The following is a 25,029-nucleotide window of genomic DNA, read 5'->3' on the forward strand; positions in this document are numbered from 1 at the left end:
CAATGAGTTTAAATAACTTACAAAACAATAAAAGCCATATTCTTGAATATGGCTTTGCTGTTATCAATAATGTGTTTTCACAGAAAGAACTTGAAGAAATAAATCACGTTCTGCAACATATAGACACTTCAAAAGAGAATTTCAGAAAATCTGAGGACCTGTTTGCAATTAGACAGTTTTTAAAAGAAGTTCCGGAAATCAAAGACCTTGTTTTTAATGAAAACATTCAGAAAGTAGTTAAAGAAATCTTCGGAGAACACTATTTTGTGGTAAAAAGCATTTATTTTGATAAGCCTGAAACTTCCAATTGGTATGTAGCCTATCATCAGGATCTGACTATTTCTGTTGATAAAAAACTGGACTTGCCAGATTTCGGTCCATGGACAACCAAAAAGAATCAGTTTGCTGTGCAGCCTCCACTTAACGTTTTGGAAAATATCTATACCATCAGAATTCATCTGGATGATACCGACGAAAATAACGGAGCTTTGAAAGTAGTTCCAAAATCTCACGCAAAAGGCATTTACAGACCGGAAACCATCGACTGGACGATTGAAACAGAAGAAATCTGCAACGTTGAAAAAGGCGGAATTATGATGATGAAACCTTTGACACTTCATGGTTCAAACCGAACAACCAACGGGAAGAAAAGAAGAGTCATCCACATCGAGTTTTCTGATATGGAACTTCCGGAAGTTCTGCAATGGTCGGAAAGAATGAATTAAAAAACGCCCTTCGAATTTTCGAAGGGCGTTTTTTGTTGGAAGCTTGGTGCTGGAAGAAAGAAGTTTTGAAAGTCTATAGATTAATATCAGTCTATTTAATTAAAATTTGAAAATTAAATTCTCTGCAAACAGACTTCAGGAAGTAATTGGTCAAATAGAAACTTCCATTTGCTTTCTCCCATCTTCCTTACTTTATAGAAATCTCATCAAGGAAAATATAAGCATCACCTCCGGCTCCCTGGTGCCATTCCGGAAGTTTTCCAAAGTAATATGCTTTTACTTTGATGTATCGGGTTTCAGTAGGAAGAATCTCTGTGGAAAAATCTTTGATCTGTACTTTTTCATCCTTAGGATCAAGGTCATTGTCAATGGTTTTCAGAAGAATAAAATCTTTCCCGTTCATGGAAGCGTAGTATTCCACTTTTTTAGGCATCAGAATCCATGCTCTGCTGTCCTGAAGATAGGTGGAAGATAGTGATTTGATGTGCTGAGGAGATTTAAAATCAATGATTGCTTCAAAATTCTGTCCCTGATAGCCATGCCATTCACCCTTTCTCCAGTTGACATCACCTCTGATTCCGTCGATAAGAGCCAGCTTTCCGGTAGCGCTGTACTGTGGAGTAACTTTAGACAGGATATTAATATCCCAATAATTAGGTCTTCTGTTGAAATTGGCTGTGGTTACAGAACTTTTTTCTCCGCTTCTTTCAGCGTAAGCCATTACTTGGGTAGTTTTTGTGATTGAGAATGGTCCTTTATAAGCAGAGAAAGTCTTTCTTTTATTGCTGTCGCTTTCATCCATGGTCATATAATATACCTTGTCATTTGGATTCAAGGGAGTGATCTCAACTTTGGTAGAAAAATCAAAGATTCGGTCGGCTGCAATCACAGGTGAAGCTGTTTGTTCAGTATATTTAAAGTCCTTAACAGGTTTTACATTTTCGAAACCAAGTTTTTTAAGTTCTGCTCTGCCGGTGTTTTTAGTAATGGTTTTTGTTGTGCCATCTTCCAGGTGGAGTTTGATTTCATCAAAATAAGGCGTTGTTGTTTCCCATTCCGGTAATCCTGGAGTCACAGAATAAATTCCCATGGAACTTAGAATATACCATGCACTCATCTGGCCGCAGTCTTCATTTCCGATCAATCCGTCAGGGGTGTTTTTATAGAAATTATCAAGGATATATTTTATTTTGGCATCTGTTTTTTCAGGTTTGTCAATAAAATTGTACAGGTAAGCAATGTGGTGGCTTGGCTCATTTCCCTGAGCATATTGTCCCATCAATCCTGTGATATCTACCTGCTCTCTTCCTGTTGTTGTATCTGGAGCAGTAAAGATGGCATCAATAAACTGTTCAAATTTTTCTTTTCCGCCATGCGCAGCAATAAGACCGGGAATATCCTGTTGTACGGAATAAGAATAATGCCATGAATTTCCTTCCGTATAATTGTTGTTGACTTCTCTCGGATCAAATGGTTCATACCAGTTTCCATTCTTTCTTGGCTGCATAAATCCTGTTTTAGGATTATAAAGATTTTTCCAGTTTTGAGAACGCTTCATGAAATACTGGTAATCTTCTTTTTTGCCTAAAATTTTTGCCATTTGGGCAATACACCAGTCGTCATACGCATATTCTACCGTTTTGGAAACACTTTCATGTTCATCATCAATACTGATATAATTATTCTGTTTATAAGCATTTAATCCGAAAATATCCTGCATTGCTGAACCTTTAGCTGCCTGAAAAGCCTTTTCATAATCAAACCCCTGAATTCCCTTAGCCATTGCATCTGCAATTACAGAAACGGAGTGATAGCCAATCATACATTCTGTTTCATTGGAAGCCAGTTCCCATACCGGAAGTTTTCCACCCTGTTCATATTGTTTGATAAAGGTGTTGATAAAATCTGCAGTTCTTTTTCTATCGATTAAAGTCATCAACGGATGAGCACCTCTGAAGGTGTCCCAAAGTGAAAAGACGGTGTAATAATCGAAACCATTTGCCGTGTAGAGTTTATTATCCCTGCCTCTGTATCTTCCGTCAGCATCCATATTGATGTTCGGTTGTGTGAAAACATGGTAAAGAGCAGTGTAAAAAACGGCTAATTTATTTTTATCATCAGACTTTACTTCAATTTTTGAAAGCTCTTTATCCCAATTGGCTTCTGCCTGTTTTTTTACAGCTTCAAAATCTTTGGACTGACCTTCTGCCAGCATGTTTTTTCCTGCCCCTTCATACCCTGTAGGAGAAATGGACACTTTTATATTGATTTTTTCTCCTTTTTTAACTTGGGTTGAAAATGCCAGGGCAAGCTTTGTTCCTGTAAAAAGATTGGTTTCCTGTTTTCCGTTACCCTCTTTTTTTGAAACTTTCATAGGTTTTGAAAACTCAATTCTTGCGTAGATGTATTGGTTGGTAGCCCAGGCTTCACTTCTTCTTAAAACTTCAATGGTTTTATCATCAATGATCTTTACTTCTCCTTCCAGAAGTTTATCTCTGTGGTTGAGATCTAGAATAATATTAGCATCACCTGCAGTATTGAAGGTATATTCATGATAACCGACTCTTTTTGTCGTTGTCAGACGCACTCCAATATTATGTTTATCTAATTTTACTGCGTAATATCCGGCAGCCGCTTTTTCATTTTTATGCGAAAACTTTGAAGAATACTCTTTACTGCTAAGACTTGGCTTTCCCATTGTAGGCATCAGCATAATGTCTCCATAATCTGAAACTCCTGTTCCGTTCAGGTGGGTATGAGAAAAACCATAGATCACGGAATCCGAATAATGATACCCGCTGCATCCGTCCCAGCTTCCATCAATTCTCGTATCTGGAGAAAGCTGTACCATCCCGAATGGAACAATTGCTCCCGGAAAAGTATGGCCATGACCTCCGGTTCCTATAAAAGGATTCACATATTGGGAGTAATTCTGTGCAGAAATGACCTGAGTAATAAATAAAGAAAATGCTATAAGCCCTTTTTTCATGTTCTGATTTTATAAAGGCGAAGATATTGAAAAACAGCATAACAGAGGTAATAAAACAGAGGGGCAGATTGTCTTATAGAAAACGATATAATTCATGAAGAAGACATTACTTTCTGTAATCATGCTGTTTCCTGCAGCCGTATTTGCCCAGACGATAGAAGGGAAAGTCTCCCAAACCGGAAATGCGGTTCCTTATGTTGAGATAATTGCTGTAAAAGGTGAGAAGAAGCAGACTGCTATTTCGGATGAAAAAGGAAATTATTCCCTGAAACTTTCAGAAAACGGAATGTATACTATTAAGCTTATCCAGGATGGTGTAGAAATATCCAGTAAGGAACTGGCGGTAAATGGTGAGGTGAAACATGATTTTTTTATTGAAAAAAAGAAAGAAAAACAGATCGAAGGAGTTACGCTTACCGCCAGAAAAAAACTGATTGAGAGAAAAGCAGACAGACTAGTCTTCAATGTTTCCAATTCGGTGGCTTCACAGGGAATGGATGGTGCAGATGCTCTGGCAACAACCCCCTTGGTAAAAGTAGATGAGAATACAGGTGTCTCCATTGTCGGGAAAAGTGGAGTAGCCGTAATGATCAACGACAGGATTTTGAATTTGTCAGATGCCGAGCTCGTTACTTACCTTAAAAGTCTCAGATCTGAAAATATAGAAAAAATTGAAGTCATTACTTCACCTCCTGCTAAGTATGAAGCGCAGGGGAATAGTGGTCTGATCAATATTGTTTTGAAGAAAAACCAGAATCTTGGATGGAGCGGGAGCTTTACTTCCAGTCTGCAGCAGACAACCTATACAGGAAATTCAAACAGCGCAACAGTTAATTATCAAAATGAAAAATTGCGCACCTCATTGAAATTAAGACAAAATAAAAATGAAAAGCATTCTTACGAAAACTATTGGATAGAAGGTGCAGATGGCCTTAAAAGTAATGATAACAGAAGGGATTTTGGAGATGGACTTGGAGCGAATCTAAGTCTGGATTATCAGCTGGGTAAAAAGTCCAATATCGGATTTATTTATGATTTAGGATTCGGGCATTCCAATATGGATATCACAAATACCTCAAACTATTTCCAGAATGGTAATTATACCAATACTCTGCTTACCTATGCAGAACACAGAGCTAGAAGTAAACAGCATACGGTGAGTGCTTATTATGATCTTAAATTCGGGAAACAGGACAATAAACTGAGTATTACAGGAAATTATTTTTCCAATACGCCGGAAACGACCATTGATTTCACCACTACAGAAACCTCTGGAGACCGATTTGTTGTAAAGTCGCCATCCATGGTGGATTATAAAATTTATTCCGGGCAGGCAGACCTTACATTGCCTTATCAGTTTGCAAAGACAGAGGCTGGGATAAAATTCACCAATTTTGATAATAATTCCAATATATTTTATCAGAATTTGACAAATGGAGACTACATTACAGATCCTCTGAAAAGCAATGAATTTGAGTATAATGAGAAAAATTATGCGGCTTATATCAGTTTTGAAAAGACATTCAATGAAAAATGGTCGGCAAAAGCAGGCTTACGGTATGAATATTCTGTAGTCAACGGAAATTCTTTAACTTCAGGTCAGCAGAACGAAAATTCTTACGGAAAATTTTTCCCTACAGCTTATATCAGCTATAAAAGCAATGAGAATCATACATTTAACCTGAATTATTCCAAAAGGATCAACAGACCGGGGTTCCGTGCCATCAATCCGTACCGATGGTATATCAATATCAATTCTTATTTTACCGGAAATCCTTTTCTGAAGCCCTCTATTAATCATAATTTCGAATTTTCTTATGTCTATAAAGGAAAATTATCTGCATCCGCTTATTTTCAGAGAACATTGGAGGCATTTGGCCAATTAGCGAATCTGAAAGGCGAAAACAGGGTAAGTACTTTTGAAAACTATTACAATCAGAATAGCATGGGAGTTTCGCTTAACTATTCGGATACTTTTTTCAAAAAATGGGAGGCTAATTATTCTGCCAATTATTCTTATATGAATACGGATGTTTTTGCCACTGATGCGTTGTCCAGAAAAGGGAGTAGTTATGATTTCGATTTTCAGAATAATATATCCCTCAACTCAAGCAAAACGATACAGCTGATCCTGAATTACTGGTTCCGCCTGCCTTCCAATTCCGGAAATTCATATATGAAGTTTGCCGGCAATTTTACGTCAGGTTTGAAACTGAGCTTTATGGAAAGAAGTCTTCAACTGAATGTGTTTGTTTCTGATATTTTGAAGCAAGGGAAGAGTTTGGGAGAAATCTATTATACCACCGGAACTCATTCGTACAATAATTATTACGATGCCAGAAGGCTTACGGTATCTGCAACGTATACTTTTGGAAATAAAAAAGTAAAAGGTACAGACCGCAATGTAAGATTTGATGAAAAAAACAGAGCGAACTAATAATCTGGATTTACATTGTTGTTTTGATGTTATTCTGAATGAAACGGAGTGAAATGAAGAATCTCATTGAAGAAATGCTTACACTTCTCCTTCAAAGACATCATTGAGATATTCTTCCTTGTCTTTTTTTTCTCTTTCAGAACCCAGGTATTTTTTCCAGGACTGGGATTCATGATAGACAATGCCCATTTCCCAAACACAGTAAGTAGGGAGGTGGGTTTTGTTTCTGTCCCATATTTCAAAGTTGCCGGAACCGTCATAATAAACACTTTCCCATAATTCATTTTCATTTCGCCAGGTACATACTAACAGCAGATAGTTTTCTCCGCAACGGTGCATGATGATAAATCCCAGATCATCAATGTTTTGATAGTCTTCTTCTGCATTTTCAACACATAATCTGGCATTATGAATCTCCTGTGGAGAGATTTCTGCTGGATCTTCGGCCAGATCGTACCATTTGAATTTTGTTTTTCCAACGGTAAAAATTCCTTTCGGTAGTGCATATTTGGAAGGGTAGGTGTTGGTTTTCATATTAATTGTTTTACAATGATAATGGTGCTAATAAATCTAATAATTTTATTTTAAATATCTATTCATAAATATTTTTGTTAACGGATAAAATACCACAAAAGTGTTATATGAATCGAATTTCAAATTTCATACATTTGATTGTAAACTAATAATTTCCGGTTTGGTATGTTAAAAAATAGCTTAACATAAGAACTTCAAGAAAACCAGTACAAATTCAATATATAAATATGATGGAAACACTATTTTTTTATCTTCTGCTGCTCGCTGCAGTTATGTTTCTGATATTTTACTTTAAAGACAGTTTCTACGCTGCTAAAAAAGTGAAAATATTTAAAGATATTGATGAGAAATATCCTTATTACTTTATTCCTCAAAAACCTGTCAAATGGTTTGATTTTACCGGGCTGATGAACAGTTTCAGAATGGTTTCTCTTTCTGCAGATATCCTTTCTATCATTGATAAAAGAGAAATGCAGACCGCTTTGGGAAAAGATACGGGAAGAGAGCTGATGGAAAATAACTGTGATGAATCGGAAGATGAATTCTGGTTTGATTTCATTGCAGACACGGGCGATGGCTTTGATGCTACTACCTCTGTTTTTTATCATCTGACAAGAGACAGTTATATCTATTCTTTTAAAAATGAATTCAACAGAGAGGTTGAAGATGAGGTTGAAATCAAACTGAAAAGGGGATCTGTTTTGGTCGTGGGAGGCGATCTGGTGTATCCCGTAGGCTCTGAAACCAATTATAGAGACCGTTTCAAAGGACCTTTAAGACTTGTTGCTCCTGATACAAAAGAGGCAGGCCCGATACTTATTGCAACACCGGGAAACCATGACTGGTACGATGGTTTAAGTGCTTTTTTCAGGCTGATGTGCCAGAGAAGTAAAATCAGTGATTACAGAACCGTACAGAACAGGAGCTATTTTGCCTATTCACTAAGGGACAACGTTCATTTAATGGGTATAGACAATCAGCTGCTGGGTGATATTGATATTCCTCAAATGACTTTTTTTACGGAATATGTCGAAAAAATTTCAAAAGGAAATGATACTAACCATGTTATTTTACTCATAGCAGAACCTTATTGGTACAATTATCAGATAAAAGACAGACACAAGAGAAGACAGCGTATGGATAGCCTGGAATATATCATCAGGACGATGAAAGAAGCTGTTAGAAAACTGGAGGCAAGTAATATAAAGTCAGAAATTATTTTTGATGTAGTGCTTACAGGAGATATTCATCATTATTCACATTATAAATTAGATGAAAATGAAAAAGGCTATGATAAAGAGATCAAACATTATATTACCTCAGGAGGAGGTGGCGCTTTCGGGCATATTACCGATTTTTTAAAAGATACAATCACTCTTCCGATCCTGCAAAACACAACGACTACGGAACTCACCTATCAACTGGATGGCAGATATCCGTCCAAAGAAAAATCCGGTAAAAAAACATTCTGGAATCTTATTTTCTTTATCATCAATTATGAATTTACCGTATTGCTGTTTTTACTTTCATTAATCGTTACGTATACCCATTGTTACTCAGATTCTATTTTGAAAGGGCTTATTTTATTGTTAATTCCTGTGATCTTTCATTTTACCATCACCAAAGTCACCAATACAGAATGTTCCGAGAAGGAAAAATGGACGAGCAAAATTCTGCGGGGATTTTTATTTGTATTATCGTTTGCTATTCAGTGGTTTGTATTTATGAAACTTCCAACGTATGGATTTGCTTTTTTAGAGGACAGCCATTTGTCTTTTATTCATATTAATGAAATAAAAAGCTTCTTTAAAATTCCAGCCAGGTGTGATTACTTTATTTCTCAGTTGATTATTTCTGCCCTTTTGCAATCCATACTTTTTGGATGGTATATTCTTTTCGGATATCATTTTTTTAAATTGTATATCACTGAAATCTCATCCGGAAAAATAAACACCGGAAATAAAAACTTTCTGAAGTTTAAAATAACGGATAACGAAATTGTCATCTATGTCGTTGCTATAAAAAAAACATACCCATGGATGAATTTATTAAAAAAGAAACAGGCTTCCCTCCTGCAAAAAGAGATGCTTACGGAGGATCCGAAGAAATTTATAAAAGATAATTTCAAGCTGGATCCGGATAAAAATGTGAAAATTATTGATAAAATAACCATTTCATTATAACCTCAGCTTCAAAATAACTATAACCTTAAAAACGAACCTCATGGAAACTAATTTTAAAAAACCTGCTCAGGATGATCATAACGGAGTACTGATCTCTTATTACCAACTGCGAATGTTTATCGGATTACTTGGGTTTCTCCTTTCATTTCTTCTTTTTATAACCACCTATTTTCTCAATGATGAACATCCGCTCAAAGTAAGCATCAGCCATTATTACTACAGTTTCGGACATGTGATCTTTGTAGGAACATTATGTATTCTGGGCGGATTATTCGCCACCTACAGAGGAAAAGACAAATATGAAAATAGGCTTTCAAATTTTGCAGGCATAATGGCAGTATTGGTCGCTGTCTTTCCAACAAATTTTAAAGGGTATGGAGGAAATATTTATATTACGATTGATAAAGCAAATTATCAGGAATGGTTCAGCTGGGCTCACTATATCAGTGCAGGACTGCTTTTTGTGTCTTTTGCTGTCTTTTGTCTTTATTTCTTTCAGAAAAGTGATAAACAACAGGATGGTGAACCTATTTCCGAAGAAGAAGCACTTAAGAAAAGCCGTAGAAACCTATATTATAAATTCTGCGGCTGGGGAATACTTATAAGTCTTGCCTGCATTGGGATCATCGCTCTTTTAGGAGATGATTCGGCTTCTGCGAATAAATTTCTAATTTATTCTACCCTTATTTTTGAGACCACATCACTGTTTTTCTTCTCTACTTCCTGGCTGTTAAAATCCAGTGAATTCTGGAATAAAAATATTCCATTAGTGACCTATTTCAGGTAATAATTTGTAGAGACATAAAAGTCTGAAAGTCTGGGTTTACAAAAGAATTTATCTATGATAGTGTTTACTTATTCTAAATAGGTGAAAAATGCGTAAATTTGTAAACAATTTATATTTATATGTTGACGAAAGAAAAGGTTCAGGATTTCCTTAAAGAAATAGAAGTAGACGATTTGGTGAATAATTTTCAGATTATGGGTGATGATGTTTATATAGACATGACTGCTCATTCGCCTGCAATGCATGAAAAGAAAAAACTGGAGGCTGCAATGAAACAGGCTTTTGCCAGTGAGTTTGGAGAAAACGTTCATTTAAAACTTAAAATCGTTTCTCCGGAGCCTAGTGAAATTCAGCAAAGTCAGATCAAAGGAAAACAAATTCCGGGGATTCAAAATATTATCGCTATTGCTTCCGGTAAAGGAGGCGTAGGAAAATCTACAGTTTCTGCAAATATGGCAGTAACGTTAGCTAAAATGGGCTTTAAAGTAGGATTATTAGATGCTGATATCTACGGTCCTTCAGTTCCTACCATGTTTGATACAGAAGGGGAGAAACCTATTTCTGTAGAAGTAAATGGAAAGAGCATGATGAAACCTGTTGAGAATTATGGTGTGAAAATGCTTTCAATAGGATATTTCTCCGGAGCCAATCAGGCAGTAGTGTGGAGAGGTCCTATGGCTTCAAAAGCATTAAACCAGATGATCAGAGATGCTGCATGGGGAGAATTGGATTTCTTACTAATAGATCTTCCTCCGGGAACAGGTGACATTCACTTGTCAATTATCCAGGAAGTACCGGTAACAGGTGCGGTGATCGTAAGTACACCTCAGCATGTTGCATTGGCAGACGTAAGAAAGGGTATTGCTATGTTCCAGATGGAAAGCATCAATATTCCTGTTCTTGGATTGGTAGAAAATATGGCTTATTTTACACCGGAAGAACTTCCTGAAAATAAATATTATATCTTTGGCAACCAGGGAGCGCAATATTTAGCTGAAGATCTGGGAATTCCTGTATTGGGAGAGATTCCATTGATCCAAAGCATCAGAGAAGCAGGAGATGTAGGAAGACCAGCTGCGCTTCAGGAAGGATCTAAAATTGCAGATATCTATACAGAAACTGCCAGAAAAATGGTAGAAAGCTTAGTAGAAAGAAACAAAAGTCTTCCTCCTACTGAAGCAGTGAAGATTTCAACAATGGCAGGATGCTCACCAAAAGCAAAATAATAATAACTTTCAATAATTTTGAAAGTACCAAATTGAACTGAAAAATATGGAAACAAACATAACGCACGAAGATACAGTAACAAGAGTAATGGAAGCTCTGGAAAGCATCAGACCGTTTTTGAACAAAGATGGTGGTGATATTGAGCTTATTGATGTGAAAGATAATCAGGTGTTTGTGAAACTTTTGGGTAACTGTTCCGGATGTTCGTTGAATTTCTCAACCCTGAAATTAGGTGTTGAAAATACCATCAAACAACATGCGCCAGAAATCGAAAAGGTAATCAACGTAGAGTAAAATTATATCTGAGATATTTTTAAAAGACAGACCTCATTGAGGTCTGTCTTTTTTTGTTTACATGTACTCTTTACAGACTTTGAAATCTGTGAGGATTGTATTTATTGTTTTACCACTTTATTTCCCACTCCGGTAAGAGAAACATCCGGTTTTCCTGATTTTGTTCCGGAAGTCCGATAATAAACTATATTGCCACCACCTTCTATAGTTACTTTGTCTACTTTATCAATGTATACTTTATTGCCGGTTCCGGAAACAGCAATCTTTTTTGCACTTCCTTTGATGGTTACCGTGTTATCACCGCCTTCCACCTCAGCAACTCCTCCGTTGAGTGTATAATTGAGTTTGTGGCCCACACCTTCTACCTGTATGGTTTTATCATTGTCTGTTTTCTCTACTCCTTTTGTAGATTCTGTTTTTCTGGATTGTGAAAAGGCAGTACCTGTTCCCAGTAACAGGATAGCCAGAATTCCTGCTGTCTTAATACTTTTCATTGTGAATTTGGTTTTGTTAAGGGTAAATATAAAAATAAAATGATTTTTTCAGGCATTTTAAAAGTTAAATCATCTTAAATAATGAGTTTTTATGATGCTGTTTTTTCAATAATCTTTTTGATCACTTTCAATACTTCGGTTGACTTTTCCCGGATGATTAAAGTATTTTTTTTATTTCTGATCAGATCTGTGAAATTATTATCCTCCGTATTGATATCCACAATAAAGGCTCCATATTTTAATGCTGTCTCTGCAATGGCAATCGGAAGACTTGTTGCACCAGAAGTTCCGACAATAAACAGCACGCCACTATTTTTGGCGATTTTCAGGGCGCTGAATTTTTTGTTGGTTTTTTCATCATAATATTCATCAAACCATAAAATATTCGGGCGCATCCAATGTCCGCACTGAGCACATGTTAGAAGCATCTTATCATGATCAGTAAGGTCTTCGTCCAATTCTTTACCTTTTATTTCTAAAGGAAGTTCAAGAATTTCTTTGCATCCGTTTGAACATTTAATTTCTCTGTTGTTTCCATGAATTTCATAAATTCTTTGAGTACCGGAACGGCGGTGAAGATTGTCAATATTCTGGGTGATGAGATGAAATCTGTCCTGAAGTTGAGTTTCAATGTCTGCAAGTTCAAAATGACTTTGATTGGGGGATGCATTTTCAAACATCTTTTTTCTGAAAAGAGAATATTGCAGGACTTCTTCCGGATGTTGTCTGAAATAACGTAAAGTACCAAATTCTTCAGGTTTATGAAACTGAGTTCCTTTTACCCATATTCCATCTATTCCGCGGTAAGTGGGAATGCCGCTGTCGGATGAGATTCCAGCACCAGTAAGAAAGGTAAAGAGATTTCGTTTTTCTTTGTGCCATACTTGTTGAATAATATTTTCTAATTGATTTTCCATTGTGTTATAAAAAGTTTAAAACTAATGAATTTCTCAATAACAAAAAAGCTCCGGAAAAATCCGAAGCTCTAACTAAATAGAATGGTATACTGTAATATATGTTACTTTACAATAATTCTTTTGATCTGTCCTTCTGACGTTTTTACAAGGTAAACACCAGTAGAAAGATTGGATGTGCTTATTGTTAAAGCATTCTTTTCTTTTCCGATTAATTTTCCGGAGATATCATACAACTCATAATCCTGTTTTCTATTGAAGTAAAGTGTATTTCCTTTGTTCACAGGATTGGGGAATATGTTGAAGGTAGCCTGTTCAGTTTTTGTTTCACCAGTTCCCAGTGTAGCCGGAGTAGCCACTTCATACATGGATAATGTTCCGCTGATCTCGTTGGCAATAATCACATACCCTTTATTGGTAGTTGTATTTTCAGGCGCAATATAGATGATTCCTTCAGGGCCGTTGTCTCCTCCGTAAGCTGAAGTAGAACGGGAATGTTTATAATCGGTAAAAGTAGGGTTGTTAGGATCTGTGATATTATACACTATAACGCCTCCGGTTCTTTCTAATGTGATAAAAGCATAGGTCTGTCCGCTGATATTTCCTAATGCTACACCTTCAGGTTCAGGACCTTTTGCACGGCTTCTGTTTTTAACGGCATTGGATTCATTATCTGCATTAAAAATTAACGGCTGATAGGCAGCAATATATCTTTCAAACTGATCTCCACTGTCGTACACAATCTGTTTGGTATCAGCATTGAAAATAGAGAACGAGCGCGCTCCCAAAGCCGATATTTCTTCAAATTCTGCATCTCCGTCTGTATTTCCTGTAGCAGATGAAACCCTGAATCTTCCAAGGTTATATGAAGCCTTTAAAATACTTGAATTCGGGAACAGCACAGGATCTAAAATATAGCTGTTTGCCCCCACAGTGGTTCTTTCGCTGTATCCTGAAAGGTCTTTTTCATCCCCTTCATTGGCTGTTACAATATAATGGGTGCTTCCTACTTTATAGTTCTGTACCGCATCCGGAACGTAATAAGCTTTTACCGGCCAATTGGCAATTAAAACCTCTCCGTTATTGTCCGAAGCATCAAAACCATTACCCGGAAGGCTCATGTCTTTTTTACCTAATCCCCAGATTCCTGTGATGGTTTTAGTCGCCAGGTTAATTTCAGCAACAGCGTTGTTTTCCTGAAGTGTTACCCATGCTTTCTGACTGTCAGAACTGATGGTCACGTATTCAGGTTCCAGATCCTGAGAAAGAGTATTGTTGGTTCTTACCTTTCTTAAACCCGTAGCTGTTAATGCAGCAAGCTGAGACTCAAAACTGTTGAAATTGAGAGTCGTTACATTACTTTGTGTAAGATTTCCGATACCGCCGGAAATGTCAATGATACTGATTGTTCCCTCGGGATCTACGGTATAAGCATCATTAGGTTCGCCTTCGTTGGCTGTCACAACTTTTGTTCCGTCAGGGGAGAAGGTGATCATATCCGGTAAAGCTCCTACACTTAACTGCTTCAGGAAGGTTCCGTTAATGTCAAAGAATACTACAGAACCGTTTTGCTGAGGATCAGTATTTGGAGATGCTGCTGCAATGATTCCGTTTTTCACAGCAATACTTGTGATTCCGCCATAAGGAGCCATGTTGACTGTTTTTACAACGGATGGAATGGCCGGATTACTGAAATCAATAATGTCAAAAACATCTGTAATGGAGCTGATCGTAAATAGGCGTTGAGTTGATGCATCATGAACCACAATTTCCGTAGAACTGTTATTATTTCCTGAAGGATCAAAACTTCCGAGGTAATTCAGTTGAATCTGATGAGAAGGAACTGGTGCTGCTTTATCATTATCTACAATATAAACCGTTGCAGTATTGTCTCCTGAAATAGTTGCTCCGGTAGGGTTTTCAAGGCTTACCACAAAATATTCGGCCTGCTGTTCTGCCACTGTGTCATCAATAATAGGAATGTTAACGGTATAACTCGTCGTAGATGGAGTGATGTTAATCGTCTGGTTGGCTAAAGTAAAATCATTAGCATCAGCGGTACTGAACGGTGTTGGTTTTACAACAAGATTTACCGTAGCCGTTGAAGGATTGGTAATATTGATTTTAAATGCAAGGGTTCCTGCATTTTCATTGACTTTAATGAAGTTTTTTTCCAGAGAAATTGTTGTTCCTGCTGTTGTGAAAGTACTGGATGTAACGGCAGTAATCCCATTATCACTGAAATCTTCTACCGTATTGGGCTTCAGTGCTACATAATAAGTTTGTCCTGGTACCAGCCCTGCAGTTGGGACCACGGTGATCATATTATTGCTAAAGGTCGTCGTAAAAGGAATTGGTGTTCCTGCAGCATTTCCAAGACGAAGCTCTATAAGATTTTGAGCATTAGAATTATTGATCGCAGAATTATCTGTTAATCTTACATTTTCATTAAAAGTTAATGTAGGATTTACAGCTGTTGAAGCGTTATTGGTATTATGAGCAGGAAGGTAAGCGACTGTTGGTGGAGTCGTGTCAGCACCTCCGGCTGGAGCAGCTTCTACCGTAAAGTTATCAAAACGGTTGTTACCTCCGGTTCCGCCTCCTGTTACTGAGAATTCAACTTTTAATTTAAAATTAGGATTGTTATTTACTCCTTGTATGGCAGAGAAATCAAGAGTAACCAGTTGAGGATTGGCATCCTGTGGATTCACAGTCTGAAACTGTACAAAAGTAGTTCCGTCTGTTGAATAAGACCATGTCTGAGTACCTGCTCCCTGTCCTGATCTTCGGGTAGTGAACTTAGAAATAACATTGTTGTATCCTGTGGTAGGCAGATTAAACTGTAATCCTCCTCCAATTGGATTATTGAACCTTAAATGGGTTCCGGATGCATCTCCATTTCTGGCATTTAAATTTTCATCACTAAAATTCTGCCCGGTACCACCTGCAAAATCTATTATACTTGTACCTCCTGCTATAGCTGCAAGAGAACCATTCACCATGGTAGAAGATGGTGCAGTGACTGTGGCAGCAGAAGTATTGTTGTTAAAATTCCAGTAATGAATCAGTGTTTGTCCGAAAAGACCGCTCTGAAAAAAGAATGCGGCAATCACAGACCCTTTTAATAGGTAGTTGTTGATCATTTTTTACTTTAATTAGGTAAATGCAAAAATGAACTTTATGTTTCGTAACTATTTTAATGGAATTTTAAGAAATGTTTAAAAAATAGGTTTGTTTCCGATAAAAGATAAAATTATGTTCGATTGAGGGTTTGTAGGATGTATTTATTTTCCTGATTTTCCGGAGAAATTTAAAATTGTTCCTGACTTATTTTCTTCCAATGGGTGTTTCTGCATATAAAAATATCCTGAAACGGCAGTCACAAGCAAGAGTAAAAAAATAACCAGAACAATTCTTCTTAACATGTCTCTCATATCGCTAAATTTTTAATATCTCTAATTTCTAAAGTAGATGTGGGGTATCCTTTTTGTGTCACATTGATCATTGCTCTACCCACTTCCTGTAAAGTTAATGATTTTGATTGGAAAAAAATAGGAAAAATCCAAATAAAAGGTTTAAAAAACCATTTTACATTCAATTGACCATCAACGGGTTTCATAAATCCGGGACGAAAATTGTAAGCCCCTTTGAACTTCATCTTTTTCAAATCATTTTCTGTTCTGCCTTTTACTCGTGCCCACATCAATTTTCCACTCTCAGTACTGTCTGTGCTTGCTCCGGACACATAGTTGAAAACTATTTCCGGATTTTGATTCAAAACGGCTTTTGCAAAGTGCAGGGTTGTATCATAAGTGATTTTGGTGTAGTCTTCTTCCTTAATGCCTATACTGCTAATTCCTGCACAGAAAAAACAAGCGTCATAGCCTTTCAGTTTTTCATCATTTATATCTATGGATAAAAAGTCTGGGACAAGATATTCTTTCAGTTTGGGATGTGATTTTCCGGAGGGTTTTCTACTTATGCTGAGGATTTCAGAAACATTAGGGTTCTCAAGACATTCCATTAAAACGCCTTCACCTACCATTCCTGTAGCTCCTGTAAGAATTATTTTGATTGAGTTCATTGTTTTGCTATTGATATTGGTATGACGAATGGGAATGAGGTTTTACTTTAAATTTTGATGAAATTTTTAATAAAAGATAAAAGGTAAAAGGTGTTGTTGTTAAAATTCAATAGAGGTGGGTTTTAACCCATCTGACAAAAAAATGATTCATCTATTGGCTTTAGCCAAAACTTAATGACAGAAGAGAATATAGAGATTGCTTCGTCGCTTTGCTCCTCGCAATGACAATGCGGAATGGATGCCAAAATAAAAAGCCAGCACAAAAATGGCTGGCTTTACAATTTACAATATTGTTATTTGTTGTTACTTTTTGTGTTGTAACTGGCTGTAAATATTATGGATCAATCCGTCTGCTACGGATATTTTAGGGACAAAGATCCTGTTGATATCAGACCAGGACATTACATTATTGAAGATGCTCAGGGCATGTACCAATACATCGGCACGGTCTTCTCTAAGGTTGTAATTGCTCATTCTTTCTTCCACAGACAGCTCATTGAATTCTTTGTATACTTTTTTCAGATGAGACAAAGACATTGGCTTCCCATCTTTGGTTTTGCTCATGGAGAATACTTTGTTGATGTTTCCTCCTGACCCAATGGCTACAATTGGTTTTTTGCTGACGATATTTTTTTTGATTTCATCCTTCATTTCTTTCCAGTTGTCCATTGTAACCAGATTGTTGAGAAGACGGATGGTTCCGATATTGAAAGATTTTTCGTAGACCATTTTACCGTTTTCGTAGAAGGTAAGCTCTGTAGAACCTCCGCCAACATCAATGTATAAATAAGCGAATTCTTTGTCAAGACCTTCTGCGACATGGTTTTCATAGACCAAAGTAGCTTCTTCATCACCGGAAATGATTTCGATATCAATTCCTGATGCTTCCTTTACAAGGCTGATAATTTCATTACCATTGGCAGCATCACGCATGGCACTGGTAGCACAGGCTCTGTAATGTTCTACTTTGTATATTTTCATCAGGTCGCTGAAGATTTTCATGGAATCAATAACCATTTTTTCTCTTTCCGGACCTATTTTTCCGATGGTGAAAACATCCATTCCCAGTCTCAGAGGAATTCTGAGAAGGTTGAGTTTGATGAATTCAGGTTTTCTGTTATTTATCTTAACTTCATTGATAAGAAGGCGGGCTGCATTACTCCCTATGTCTATCGCTGCTATCTTCATTTTTTGCTTGTTTTAGCTTTTAAATATTTATAGGTTTCTATTTGTGAACGACATTCTTTTTTATCATTTCTTATGTATTCGTTGCTGAGCTTTTTATCCAAAATTCTGGCTTTTACATTATCCCTAAGCTGAATGTCAAGAATTTCTTTTAATTCTTTCTTAAGGTTCTTATCAGTGATTTTAGCCGCAGCTTCAATCCTGTAATCCAGGTTTCTGGTCATCCAGTCAGCGGAAGAAATGTACATGTCTTCTGTTCCTTTATTGTAGAAATACATTACTCTGGCATGCTCCAGGTATTCATCTACAATACTTATGGCTTTTATTTTTTCTTTAAACTCTTTCTGGTTTACAGCACAATAGATTCCTCTTACGATCAGCCTGATTACCACACCAGCCTGGGCAGCAGCATATAGTTTTTCTATCAGCAGTCTGTCGCTCATAGAATTTACCTTGATAATAATTTCTGCTTTTCGGCCTGCTTTAGCTTCTTCGATTTCTTTATCAATATGGTGAACAATCTTTTCACGCATAAATTGAGGGCAAACTAATAAATTTTTACAAGTTTTCAAAATCGTAATAAAATCATCCTTCGGTTTTTTCAGTACATTGAAAACTTTATTGATGTCTGCCATGATACCGCGATCAGCTGTAAGCAGCAGATGGTCACCATATATTCTTGCTGTTTTTTCGTTGAAATTTCCAGTACTTACAAATCCATATTGGATGGTTTTATTGTGTGCTCTCTTTTTTATAACACACAGTTTAGCATGTACTTTTTTGTTGGGAATTCCTACAAGAACTGTAATTCCCTCCGGTTCAAGCATATCTTTCCATTTCAGATTGGATTCTTCATCAAATCTTGCCTGAAGTTCCAGCATTACGGTCACTTCTTTACCATTTCTTGCAGCATAGATAAGCGCGTTGATGATTTTTGAGCTGCTTGCCATGCGGTAAGCCGTGATCTGTATAGATTTTACATCCGGATCCAGGGCTGCTTCACGTAGAAGGTCAATTACCGGATTATATTTATGATAAGGGAAAGTAAGAAGAACGTCTTCTTTTAAAATAACATCCGTCACTCTTTCACCATGCTCAAATGCCTGATGAGTAAACGAGCTTCTTTCCACAGGTCTTTCATACGTTTTAAAAACATCAGGAAAATCCATAAAGTGCTTGAAGTTGTGGATTTTGCCTCCCGGAATAATGCTGTCTTTTTTCGTTAAATTTAATTTTCTGATCAGGAGTTCCAGCAGGGCTTTATCCATATCTTTATCAAAAACGAAACGGGTAGGCTTTCCTTTTCTTCTATTTTTGAGCCCTTTTTCTATTTTTTCTGCGAAGTTGGTCCTGATGTCATTGTCAAGATCCAATTCTGCATCTTTTGTCACTTTAAAAGCATTGGCAGAAAATTCATCATATCCGAAATAAGAAAATATATGCGGAAGGTTGAATGTGATCACATCCTCCAGCAGCATTACATTTTTCTCTTCCGGATCTTCTGTTGGAAGCAATACGAATCTTCCTACAAAACGGGAAGGAATCTCAATGATAGCATAATTGCTGGAATATTGCCAGTCTTTTTTTCTCATTGCAACCCCCAGATAGAGACTTTTATCTCTCATGTAGGGCATTGGCGTATTTTCATGAAGAAGGATAGGAATCACATTGGATTCTACCACCTCATCAAAATATTGTCTCACAAATTCTTTTTGTCCTGCTGTCAGATTTTTGGAATTTTTAATGGAAACTTTATGATCAGCCATTTCAGCCTGGATTTTTTTCCAGGTTTTATCGAAATTCAGCTGCTGTCTCATCACCACTTCATTGATTCGCTGAAGGATCTTGGAAGGTGGTTGGTAGAAAGATTCAGCAATCACTTTTTCCTTAAAATCCATGGCACGCTTTAATCCGGCAACACGTACTCTGAAAAATTCATCTAAATTGTTGGAGAAAATTCCTAGAAAACGTATTCTTAAATGCAAGGGAACATTTTCATCCATGGCTTCCTGTAAAACCCTTTCATTAAAGGCAAGCCATGTGATATCTCGTGGATTAAAGTGTATCGACATTCTAAATGTGTATATTTTATCAAAAATAATAATTCGTAAAGATTCTGCCTCTATTTCTAAGGTTAAACTTTGATTAATTTTTAAAGGATGGTGAATTAATTTGTGTTGTTGATAACAATTATGTTGATAATCAATAGATTTTTGGTATTAAAGATAAAGGGATCCCTAACTTTATGTAGAAAAATATAATATATGTATTATTAATCTTTAGGAAGGACAGCACTTCTTATCTATGCATTTTGTTGAAGCTTGCATGAAAATATTTCCATATTAAATCATACAAAGCCTCGATTTTATCGGGGTTTTTATTTTTATTGTGTCATTTTGTCATAATTCTTTGAATGGTACAGATATTGAGAAATTGAGAGTGTAAATTAAATATTAGAAATTAGAAAAAATATAAAATATTATGAGTAAAATAATTGGAATTGACTTAGGAACAACCAACTCTTGTGTTGCTGTAATGGAGGGTAAAGACCCTGTTGTTATTCCTAACGCAGAAGGTAAAAGAACTACTCCTTCTATCGTAGCTTTTACGGAAGACGGAGAAAGAAAAGTAGGTGATCCTGCAAAAAGACAGGCTGTAACGAATCCAACGAAGACTGTTTACTCTATCAAAAGATTTATCGGAACACACTTTAAAGATGATGCTTCTGAAATCACAAGAGTACCTTATAAAGTGGTTTCCGGACCTAATGATACTGTAAAAGTAAAAATCGACGATAGAGAATATACTCCGCAGGAGATTTCTGCAATGACTCTTCAGAAAATGAAGAAAACTGCTGAAGATTATCTTGGACAGGAAGTAACAAGAGCGGTAATCACTGTTCCTGCATACTTCAATGATGCCCAGAGACAAGCTACTAAAGAAGCTGGTGAAATTGCTGGTCTTAAAGTAGAAAGAATTATCAACGAACCTACAGCTGCAGCGTTAGCTTACGGTCTTGATAAGAACCATAAAGATCAGAAAATTGCAGTATATGACCTTGGTGGTGGTACTTTCGATATCTCTATCCTTGATTTAGGAGATGGTGTATTCGAAGTATTGTCTACAAACGGTGATACTCACTTAGGAGGTGATGACTTTGATGATGTGATTATCAACTGGATGGCTGATGAATTCAAAGCTGAAGAAGGTGTTGAATTAAAATCTGATGCTATCGCTCTTCAAAGATTGAAAGAAGCTGCTGAAAAAGCAAAAATTGAATTATCTTCTTCTCCACAGACTGAAATCAACTTACCTTATATCACAGCTACCGCTACAGGTCCTAAGCACTTAGTGAAGTCTTTAACGAAAGCTAAATTCGAGCAATTATCTGCTGATCTTGTAAGAAGATCTATGGAGCCTGTTGCTAAAGCATTAAAAGATGCTGGTCTTTCAACTTCTGATATTGACGAAGTAATCTTGGTAGGTGGTTCTACAAGAATCCCGATCATTCAGGAAGAAGTAGAAAAATTCTTTGGTAAAAAACCATCTAAAGGAGTTAACCCGGATGAGGTTGTAGCTATTGGTGCAGCAATCCAGGGAGGTGTATTGACAGGTGATGTAAAAGACGTATTACTACTTGACGTTACTCCACTTTCTTTAGGTATTGAAACAATGGGTTCTGTATTCACAAAATTAATTGAAGCGAACACAACGATCCCAACTAAAAAATCTGAAGTATTCTCTACAGCTTCTGACAACCAGCCGGCTGTAAGCATCAGAGTAGGACAGGGAGAAAGATCAATGTTCAACGATAACAAAGAAATCGGTAGATTCGATCTTCAGGATATTCCACCAGCACCAAGAGGAGTTCCTCAAATTGAAGTAACTTTCGATATTGATGCTAACGGTATTCTAAGTGTATCTGCTAAAGATAAAGGAACTGGTAAAGAGCAGACTATCAAAATCCAGGCTTCTTCAGGTCTTTCTGACGAAGAAATCGAAAGAATGAAGAAAGAAGCTCAGGAAAACTCTGCAGCGGATGCTAAAAGAAAAGAAGAAGTTGAAATCTTCAACAAAGCTGACGGATTGATCTTCCAGACTGAAAAGCAATTGAAAGAATTTGGTGAAAAACTTTCTGCTGACAAAAAAGCAGCAGTTGAAGCAGCTCACGCAGAATTAAAAACTGCTTTCGAAGCTAAAAATGTTGATGATGTAAAAGCTAAGACTGAAGCATTAGATGCAGCATGGATGGCAGCTTCTGAAGAATTATATGCAGCTGGTCAACAGCCAGGTGCTGATGCAGGTGCTGGAGCTCAGAATGCTGGTGGAAATGCCGGAGCTGAAGATGTACAGGATGCAGACTTCGAAGAAGTAAAATAAATATTTGATTAATAATAATTAATAAAATATAGAAAACCCCATAAACAACTGTTTATGGGGTTTTTCATTTTTTTGATACTTGTTCGGTGTAATGGTAAACTTCCACTATGCGGACAAATAAATAAAGGACTTGATTGGATTCTTTACAGAAAACAACTGGAAAAATAAATAAAGGTGTTAAATACTAAAATGTAACTCAGGGGCAACGCAGAAATCATCACAGAAGATCTGATATTCATTGAACGCTTTTTTTATCAGATTAGAAAACTGTTAGGATATCAGTTGTAGTAAATGATCTGCGACTTAAAAAATATGCGCTGGTTTTGAACATTATTTAAACTTATACTGAATTTTTTAAGTAATATTTTTTTGTAAAATTGTAATCTAATTATAAGTAGTAAATGAATTTGAAATTATCCTTTATTTTGGTTCTGTTTTTTGTAACCATCAGTGCACAATCAAAAAATGATTTAAACTCTGAAGAGAAAGAATATATTTCAAAGTTTATATATCCCATAAAAACTTTTAATTCTGACGAAAGAGATAATAGTGATTTGCTCATCTTAAACAAACTGATTGGAGATTCTAAAATAGTAGGATTAGGAGAATCTACTCACGGTTCGAGTGAAATGTATCAAATGAAATATAGAATAAGTGAATATTTGATCGCTCATAAAGATTTCAACGTCTTTTCACTCGAAGCCAATATGCCTGAAAGTTTTTTAATGAATCAATATATTCAGGAAGGAAAAGGAAATCCCAAAGATATTCTAAAGGGTATGTATTTTTGGCTGTGGCAAACCGAAGAAACTTTAACTTTTGTTGAATGGTTAAAAAAATATAATGAAAATCATAGTTCAAAAGTTTTTTTTGACGGTTTCGATATGCAATATGCTCAAGGAGCAATAGATCAAATAAGAAAAACATACCAGGAAAATCAGTTGCCCGAGCAAGAGATTAATGAACTGGAAACAGCTTTAAAGGAAAATAACAGAGGCTTTAGAATGTATTCTAAAAAAGGCCAGAAAATTATATCTGAGTATCTGTTTTTAATAAAACAAAAAAATGTATCAATAAAAAATCCAGAAGAAAAATCACGTTTCCTGCAAAATGTAGATATTATTAGACAATATTCCCAACTCAATTTTATCAGGAGAGACAAATTCATGTCAGAAAATATTAAATGGTTAAAAGAAAACTATTTAAATTCTAAAGTAATTGTCTCGGCCCATAATTACCACATTGCAAAATTAAATTCAGACAGAATGGGGTATTGGATCAATGAAATGTATGGTCAGGATTTTGTAAATTTTGGATTTGCTTTTTATGAAGGGACTTATTCTGCAAGTATTGATGGAAAGCTTGGTACCTATAATTCAGAAAAAGCAGGTTCAAAAACATTAGAAAATAAGCTTAATTCACTCAATATTCCAATTTTTATTTTGGACCTGAAAGCCATTAAGAAGGATAATAACAAACTTGGTAATTGGATATTGGAAGATATTTTATTTCGCAAAACAGGGTCTGGTACAGATAAAAATGAATTTTTAAAAACCAATGTTGCTAACTCTTTTGATTATTTAATATTTATCAATAAGTCAACAAACTCAAAACTTTTAAATGGTAACTCAAATAAATAGATTACAGCAAATGGTACATACATAATAAAATTAGAAACAAACATATAAATCAACCCCGCAGTAATTTATTTACTGCGGGGTTTTATTTAGACTGATATTCAGATTTAATACATCAAATTTTAAAGTGTTTTTTTTACTTTCTAAAATGGTTTTGCCCCAATCATTAATATGATTTAACAAAGGAATAAATGATAATCCTAAATCTGACAAACTATATACAACTTTTACGGGAGGCTTTGTTCCGAATACTGTTCGTGTTATTAATTGATCTCTTTCTAATTGTCTCAGTTGAATACTTAAGGTTGTTTCAGTAATAAAAAAAAGCTCTTTTTTTAGTTCACCAAACCTTTTATCACCATTTTTTAAGTGACAGAGAATAACCGCTTTCCATCTTCCTCCAATGAAATCCATGACAAAACTTACTGCACAGGGATATGATTTTTGATCAACATTGATGTATAAGGTCTTACATTCTTTTTCCATCTTTTTTATAGTATCTAAATTGATAGTTATTTTATGCTAATAGTACAGAATCTATTTTTACACAATATTAATCAGAATAAAAGAAATAAAAAAATGTACCAGCTAGCACAAATTAATGTTGCCCGAATGATAGGGGCTAACATAGAAGATCCGGTAATGAATGAGTTTGTCAGTCATTTGGATTCAGTAAACCGATTGGCAGAGGAAAGCGATGGATTTATCTGGAGACTGAAAGACGATGAAAACAATGCTACAAGTTTTAATCCGCTTAATGATGAAAAAATTATTATCAATATCTCTGTATGGAAAGATATAGAATCGTTGGAATATTATACCTATAAGACATTTCACGTTGATTTTGTAAGAAGAAGAAAAGAATGGTTTCAAAAATATGGAAAGGCTTATTATGCTTTATGGTGGATTAAAGATAACGAATATCCAAGTATTGACGAGGCATTAAAACGGTTGGAATATTTACAGAAAAAAGGTTCATCTTCCTATGCATTTAATTTTCAATCTGTTTTTCAAAAGCCATAGCTAAATATATAATGATAAAGAGAACAACTTTAATACACTATAAATGCAGTATATTAAAGTTGTATTATTATAATTATATTCCTTATATGGGGAATTAAATACGTATATTGTTTTATTTTAAGTTAAAATAACTTAA

At 35.8% G+C, this 25,029-nt stretch carries 19 protein-coding genes; 9 read left to right on the top strand and 10 right to left on the bottom strand.

What is annotated here, in order from left to right:
• Positions 1–2: 2 nt before the first annotated feature.
• On the top strand, positions 3–725 hold the full coding sequence (locus GFU89_RS09215; protein ID WP_318846845.1) for a phytanoyl-CoA dioxygenase family protein: 723 nt from the start codon (positions 3–5) through the stop codon (positions 723–725).
• A 187-nt stretch (positions 726–912) separates the two neighbouring features.
• Here GFU89_RS09215 and GFU89_RS09220 read toward each other — a convergent pair whose 3' ends face one another.
• Entirely contained in the window at positions 913–3,714 is a 2,802-nt protein-coding gene (locus GFU89_RS09220) for a GH92 family glycosyl hydrolase (protein WP_318846846.1), read from the bottom strand.
• Between the two features lie 94 nt (positions 3,715–3,808).
• Between GFU89_RS09220 and GFU89_RS09225 the strand changes: the two genes are divergently transcribed.
• Positions 3,809–6,151 (top strand): TonB-dependent receptor domain-containing protein, encoded by a 2,343-nt coding sequence (locus tag GFU89_RS09225; protein WP_318846847.1) that lies wholly within the window; start codon positions 3,809–3,811, stop codon positions 6,149–6,151.
• Between the two features lie 78 nt (positions 6,152–6,229).
• Here the strand turns inward: GFU89_RS09225 and GFU89_RS09230 are convergent, their stop codons facing one another.
• Complete coding sequence (locus GFU89_RS09230) at positions 6,230–6,685, bottom strand: hypothetical protein (RefSeq protein WP_318846848.1); 456 nt, start codon at positions 6,683–6,685, stop codon at positions 6,230–6,232.
• Positions 6,686–6,912: 227 nt separating this feature from the next.
• On the opposite strand from GFU89_RS09230, the gene GFU89_RS09235 reads away from it, so the two are divergent.
• The 4 genes from GFU89_RS09235 (at position 6,913) to GFU89_RS09250 (ending at position 11,176) form a co-directional block, all read left to right on the top strand.
• Positions 6,913–8,868 (top strand): hypothetical protein, encoded by a 1,956-nt coding sequence (locus tag GFU89_RS09235; RefSeq protein WP_318846849.1) that lies wholly within the window; start codon positions 6,913–6,915, stop codon positions 8,866–8,868.
• Positions 8,869–8,908: 40 nt separating this feature from the next.
• Positions 8,909–9,655 (top strand): hypothetical protein, encoded by a 747-nt coding sequence (locus GFU89_RS09240; protein ID WP_318846850.1) that lies wholly within the window; start codon positions 8,909–8,911, stop codon positions 9,653–9,655.
• 119 nt (positions 9,656–9,774) lie between these two features.
• Complete coding sequence (locus GFU89_RS09245) at positions 9,775–10,881, top strand: Mrp/NBP35 family ATP-binding protein (RefSeq protein ID WP_318846851.1); 1,107 nt, start codon at positions 9,775–9,777, stop codon at positions 10,879–10,881.
• 46 nt (positions 10,882–10,927) lie between these two features.
• Positions 10,928–11,176 carry a NifU family protein gene (locus GFU89_RS09250; RefSeq protein WP_002977212.1) on the top strand — a complete coding sequence of 83 codons (249 nt, stop codon included), beginning with the start codon at positions 10,928–10,930 and terminating at the stop codon, positions 11,174–11,176.
• A gap of 101 nt (positions 11,177–11,277) precedes the next feature.
• Here the strand turns inward: GFU89_RS09250 and GFU89_RS09255 are convergent, their stop codons facing one another.
• The 7 genes from GFU89_RS09255 to ppk1 form a co-directional block, all read right to left on the bottom strand.
• A complete protein-coding gene (locus GFU89_RS09255; RefSeq protein WP_318846852.1) occupies positions 11,278–11,670 on the bottom strand; it encodes a DUF3060 domain-containing protein in 393 nt (130 codons plus the stop codon).
• An 89-nt stretch (positions 11,671–11,759) separates the two neighbouring features.
• Positions 11,760–12,587, bottom strand: coding sequence for an SIR2 family NAD-dependent protein deacylase (locus GFU89_RS09260; RefSeq protein WP_318846853.1), 828 nt, complete (start codon positions 12,585–12,587; stop codon positions 11,760–11,762).
• Between the two features lie 101 nt (positions 12,588–12,688).
• Positions 12,689–15,727, bottom strand: a complete 3,039-nt coding sequence (locus GFU89_RS09265) for a choice-of-anchor I family protein (protein WP_318846854.1) — start codon at positions 15,725–15,727, stop codon at positions 12,689–12,691.
• A 141-nt stretch (positions 15,728–15,868) separates the two neighbouring features.
• Positions 15,869–16,018 carry a hypothetical protein gene (locus GFU89_RS09270; RefSeq protein WP_318846855.1) on the bottom strand — a complete coding sequence of 50 codons (150 nt, stop codon included), beginning with the start codon at positions 16,016–16,018 and terminating at the stop codon, positions 15,869–15,871.
• A complete protein-coding gene (locus GFU89_RS09275; protein ID WP_318846856.1) occupies positions 16,015–16,668 on the bottom strand; it encodes an NAD-dependent epimerase/dehydratase family protein in 654 nt (217 codons plus the stop codon). Before GFU89_RS09275 ends, GFU89_RS09270 begins: the two co-directional genes overlap by 4 nt.
• Before the next feature lie 303 nt (positions 16,669–16,971).
• On the bottom strand, positions 16,972–17,856 hold the full coding sequence (locus GFU89_RS09280; protein WP_318846857.1) for an exopolyphosphatase: 885 nt from the start codon (positions 17,854–17,856) through the stop codon (positions 16,972–16,974).
• Positions 17,853–19,925 carry a polyphosphate kinase 1 gene (gene ppk1, locus GFU89_RS09285; RefSeq protein WP_318846858.1) on the bottom strand — a complete coding sequence of 691 codons (2,073 nt, stop codon included), beginning with the start codon at positions 19,923–19,925 and terminating at the stop codon, positions 17,853–17,855. The genes GFU89_RS09280 and ppk1 overlap by 4 nt, the downstream gene beginning before the upstream one ends.
• Before the next feature lie 409 nt (positions 19,926–20,334).
• Between ppk1 and dnaK the strand changes: the two genes are divergently transcribed.
• Positions 20,335–22,233 (top strand): molecular chaperone DnaK, encoded by a 1,899-nt coding sequence (gene dnaK / locus GFU89_RS09290; protein ID WP_318846859.1) that lies wholly within the window; start codon positions 20,335–20,337, stop codon positions 22,231–22,233.
• Positions 22,234–22,634: 401 nt separating this feature from the next.
• On the top strand, positions 22,635–23,873 hold the full coding sequence (locus tag GFU89_RS09295) for an erythromycin esterase family protein (RefSeq protein WP_318846860.1): 1,239 nt from the start codon (positions 22,635–22,637) through the stop codon (positions 23,871–23,873).
• A 69-nt stretch (positions 23,874–23,942) separates the two neighbouring features.
• On the opposite strand, the gene GFU89_RS09300 is transcribed toward GFU89_RS09295, so the two are convergent.
• Entirely contained in the window at positions 23,943–24,356 is a 414-nt protein-coding gene (locus GFU89_RS09300) for a helix-turn-helix domain-containing protein (RefSeq protein WP_318846861.1), read from the bottom strand.
• Between the two features lie 93 nt (positions 24,357–24,449).
• On the opposite strand from GFU89_RS09300, the gene GFU89_RS09305 reads away from it, so the two are divergent.
• Positions 24,450–24,893, top strand: a complete 444-nt coding sequence (locus GFU89_RS09305) for a DUF3291 domain-containing protein (protein ID WP_318846862.1) — start codon at positions 24,450–24,452, stop codon at positions 24,891–24,893.
• The last annotated feature ends 136 nt before the right edge of the window (positions 24,894–25,029 follow it).

Origin of the sequence: Chryseobacterium sp. JV558 (genome assembly GCF_033712365.1) — a bacterium.
GTDB lineage: Bacteria > Bacteroidota > Bacteroidia > Flavobacteriales > Weeksellaceae > Chryseobacterium.

Excerpts from the sequence above, each read along its gene's own strand:
- GFU89_RS09245 (WP_318846851.1), top strand. The coding sequence starts at position 9,775 with ATGTTGACGAAAGAAAAGGTTCAGGATTTCCTTAAAGAAATAGAAGTA.
- GFU89_RS09300 (WP_318846861.1), bottom strand. The coding sequence starts at position 24,356 with ATGGAAAAAGAATGTAAGACCTTATACATCAATGTTGATCAAAAATCA.
- GFU89_RS09270 (WP_318846855.1), bottom strand. The coding sequence starts at position 16,018 with ATGAGAGACATGTTAAGAAGAATTGTTCTGGTTATTTTTTTACTCTTG.
- dnaK (WP_318846859.1), top strand. The coding sequence starts at position 20,335 with ATGAGTAAAATAATTGGAATTGACTTAGGAACAACCAACTCTTGTGTT.
- GFU89_RS09305 (WP_318846862.1), top strand. The coding sequence starts at position 24,450 with ATGTACCAGCTAGCACAAATTAATGTTGCCCGAATGATAGGGGCTAAC.
- GFU89_RS09275 (WP_318846856.1), bottom strand. The coding sequence starts at position 16,668 with ATGAACTCAATCAAAATAATTCTTACAGGAGCTACAGGAATGGTAGGT.
- ppk1 (WP_318846858.1), bottom strand. The coding sequence starts at position 19,925 with ATGTCGATACACTTTAATCCACGAGATATCACATGGCTTGCCTTTAAT.
- GFU89_RS09220 (WP_318846846.1), bottom strand. The coding sequence starts at position 3,714 with ATGAAAAAAGGGCTTATAGCATTTTCTTTATTTATTACTCAGGTCATT.
- GFU89_RS09235 (WP_318846849.1), top strand. The coding sequence starts at position 6,913 with ATGATGGAAACACTATTTTTTTATCTTCTGCTGCTCGCTGCAGTTATG.
- GFU89_RS09225 (WP_318846847.1), top strand. The coding sequence starts at position 3,809 with ATGAAGAAGACATTACTTTCTGTAATCATGCTGTTTCCTGCAGCCGTA.
- GFU89_RS09255 (WP_318846852.1), bottom strand. The coding sequence starts at position 11,670 with ATGAAAAGTATTAAGACAGCAGGAATTCTGGCTATCCTGTTACTGGGA.
- GFU89_RS09280 (WP_318846857.1), bottom strand. The coding sequence starts at position 17,856 with ATGAAGATAGCAGCGATAGACATAGGGAGTAATGCAGCCCGCCTTCTT.
- GFU89_RS09295 (WP_318846860.1), top strand. The coding sequence starts at position 22,635 with ATGAATTTGAAATTATCCTTTATTTTGGTTCTGTTTTTTGTAACCATC.
- GFU89_RS09265 (WP_318846854.1), bottom strand. The coding sequence starts at position 15,727 with ATGATCAACAACTACCTATTAAAAGGGTCTGTGATTGCCGCATTCTTT.
- GFU89_RS09215 (WP_318846845.1), top strand. The coding sequence starts at position 3 with ATGAGTTTAAATAACTTACAAAACAATAAAAGCCATATTCTTGAATAT.
- GFU89_RS09240 (WP_318846850.1), top strand. The coding sequence starts at position 8,909 with ATGGAAACTAATTTTAAAAAACCTGCTCAGGATGATCATAACGGAGTA.
- GFU89_RS09260 (WP_318846853.1), bottom strand. The coding sequence starts at position 12,587 with ATGGAAAATCAATTAGAAAATATTATTCAACAAGTATGGCACAAAGAA.
- GFU89_RS09250 (WP_002977212.1), top strand. The coding sequence starts at position 10,928 with ATGGAAACAAACATAACGCACGAAGATACAGTAACAAGAGTAATGGAA.
- GFU89_RS09230 (WP_318846848.1), bottom strand. The coding sequence starts at position 6,685 with ATGAAAACCAACACCTACCCTTCCAAATATGCACTACCGAAAGGAATT.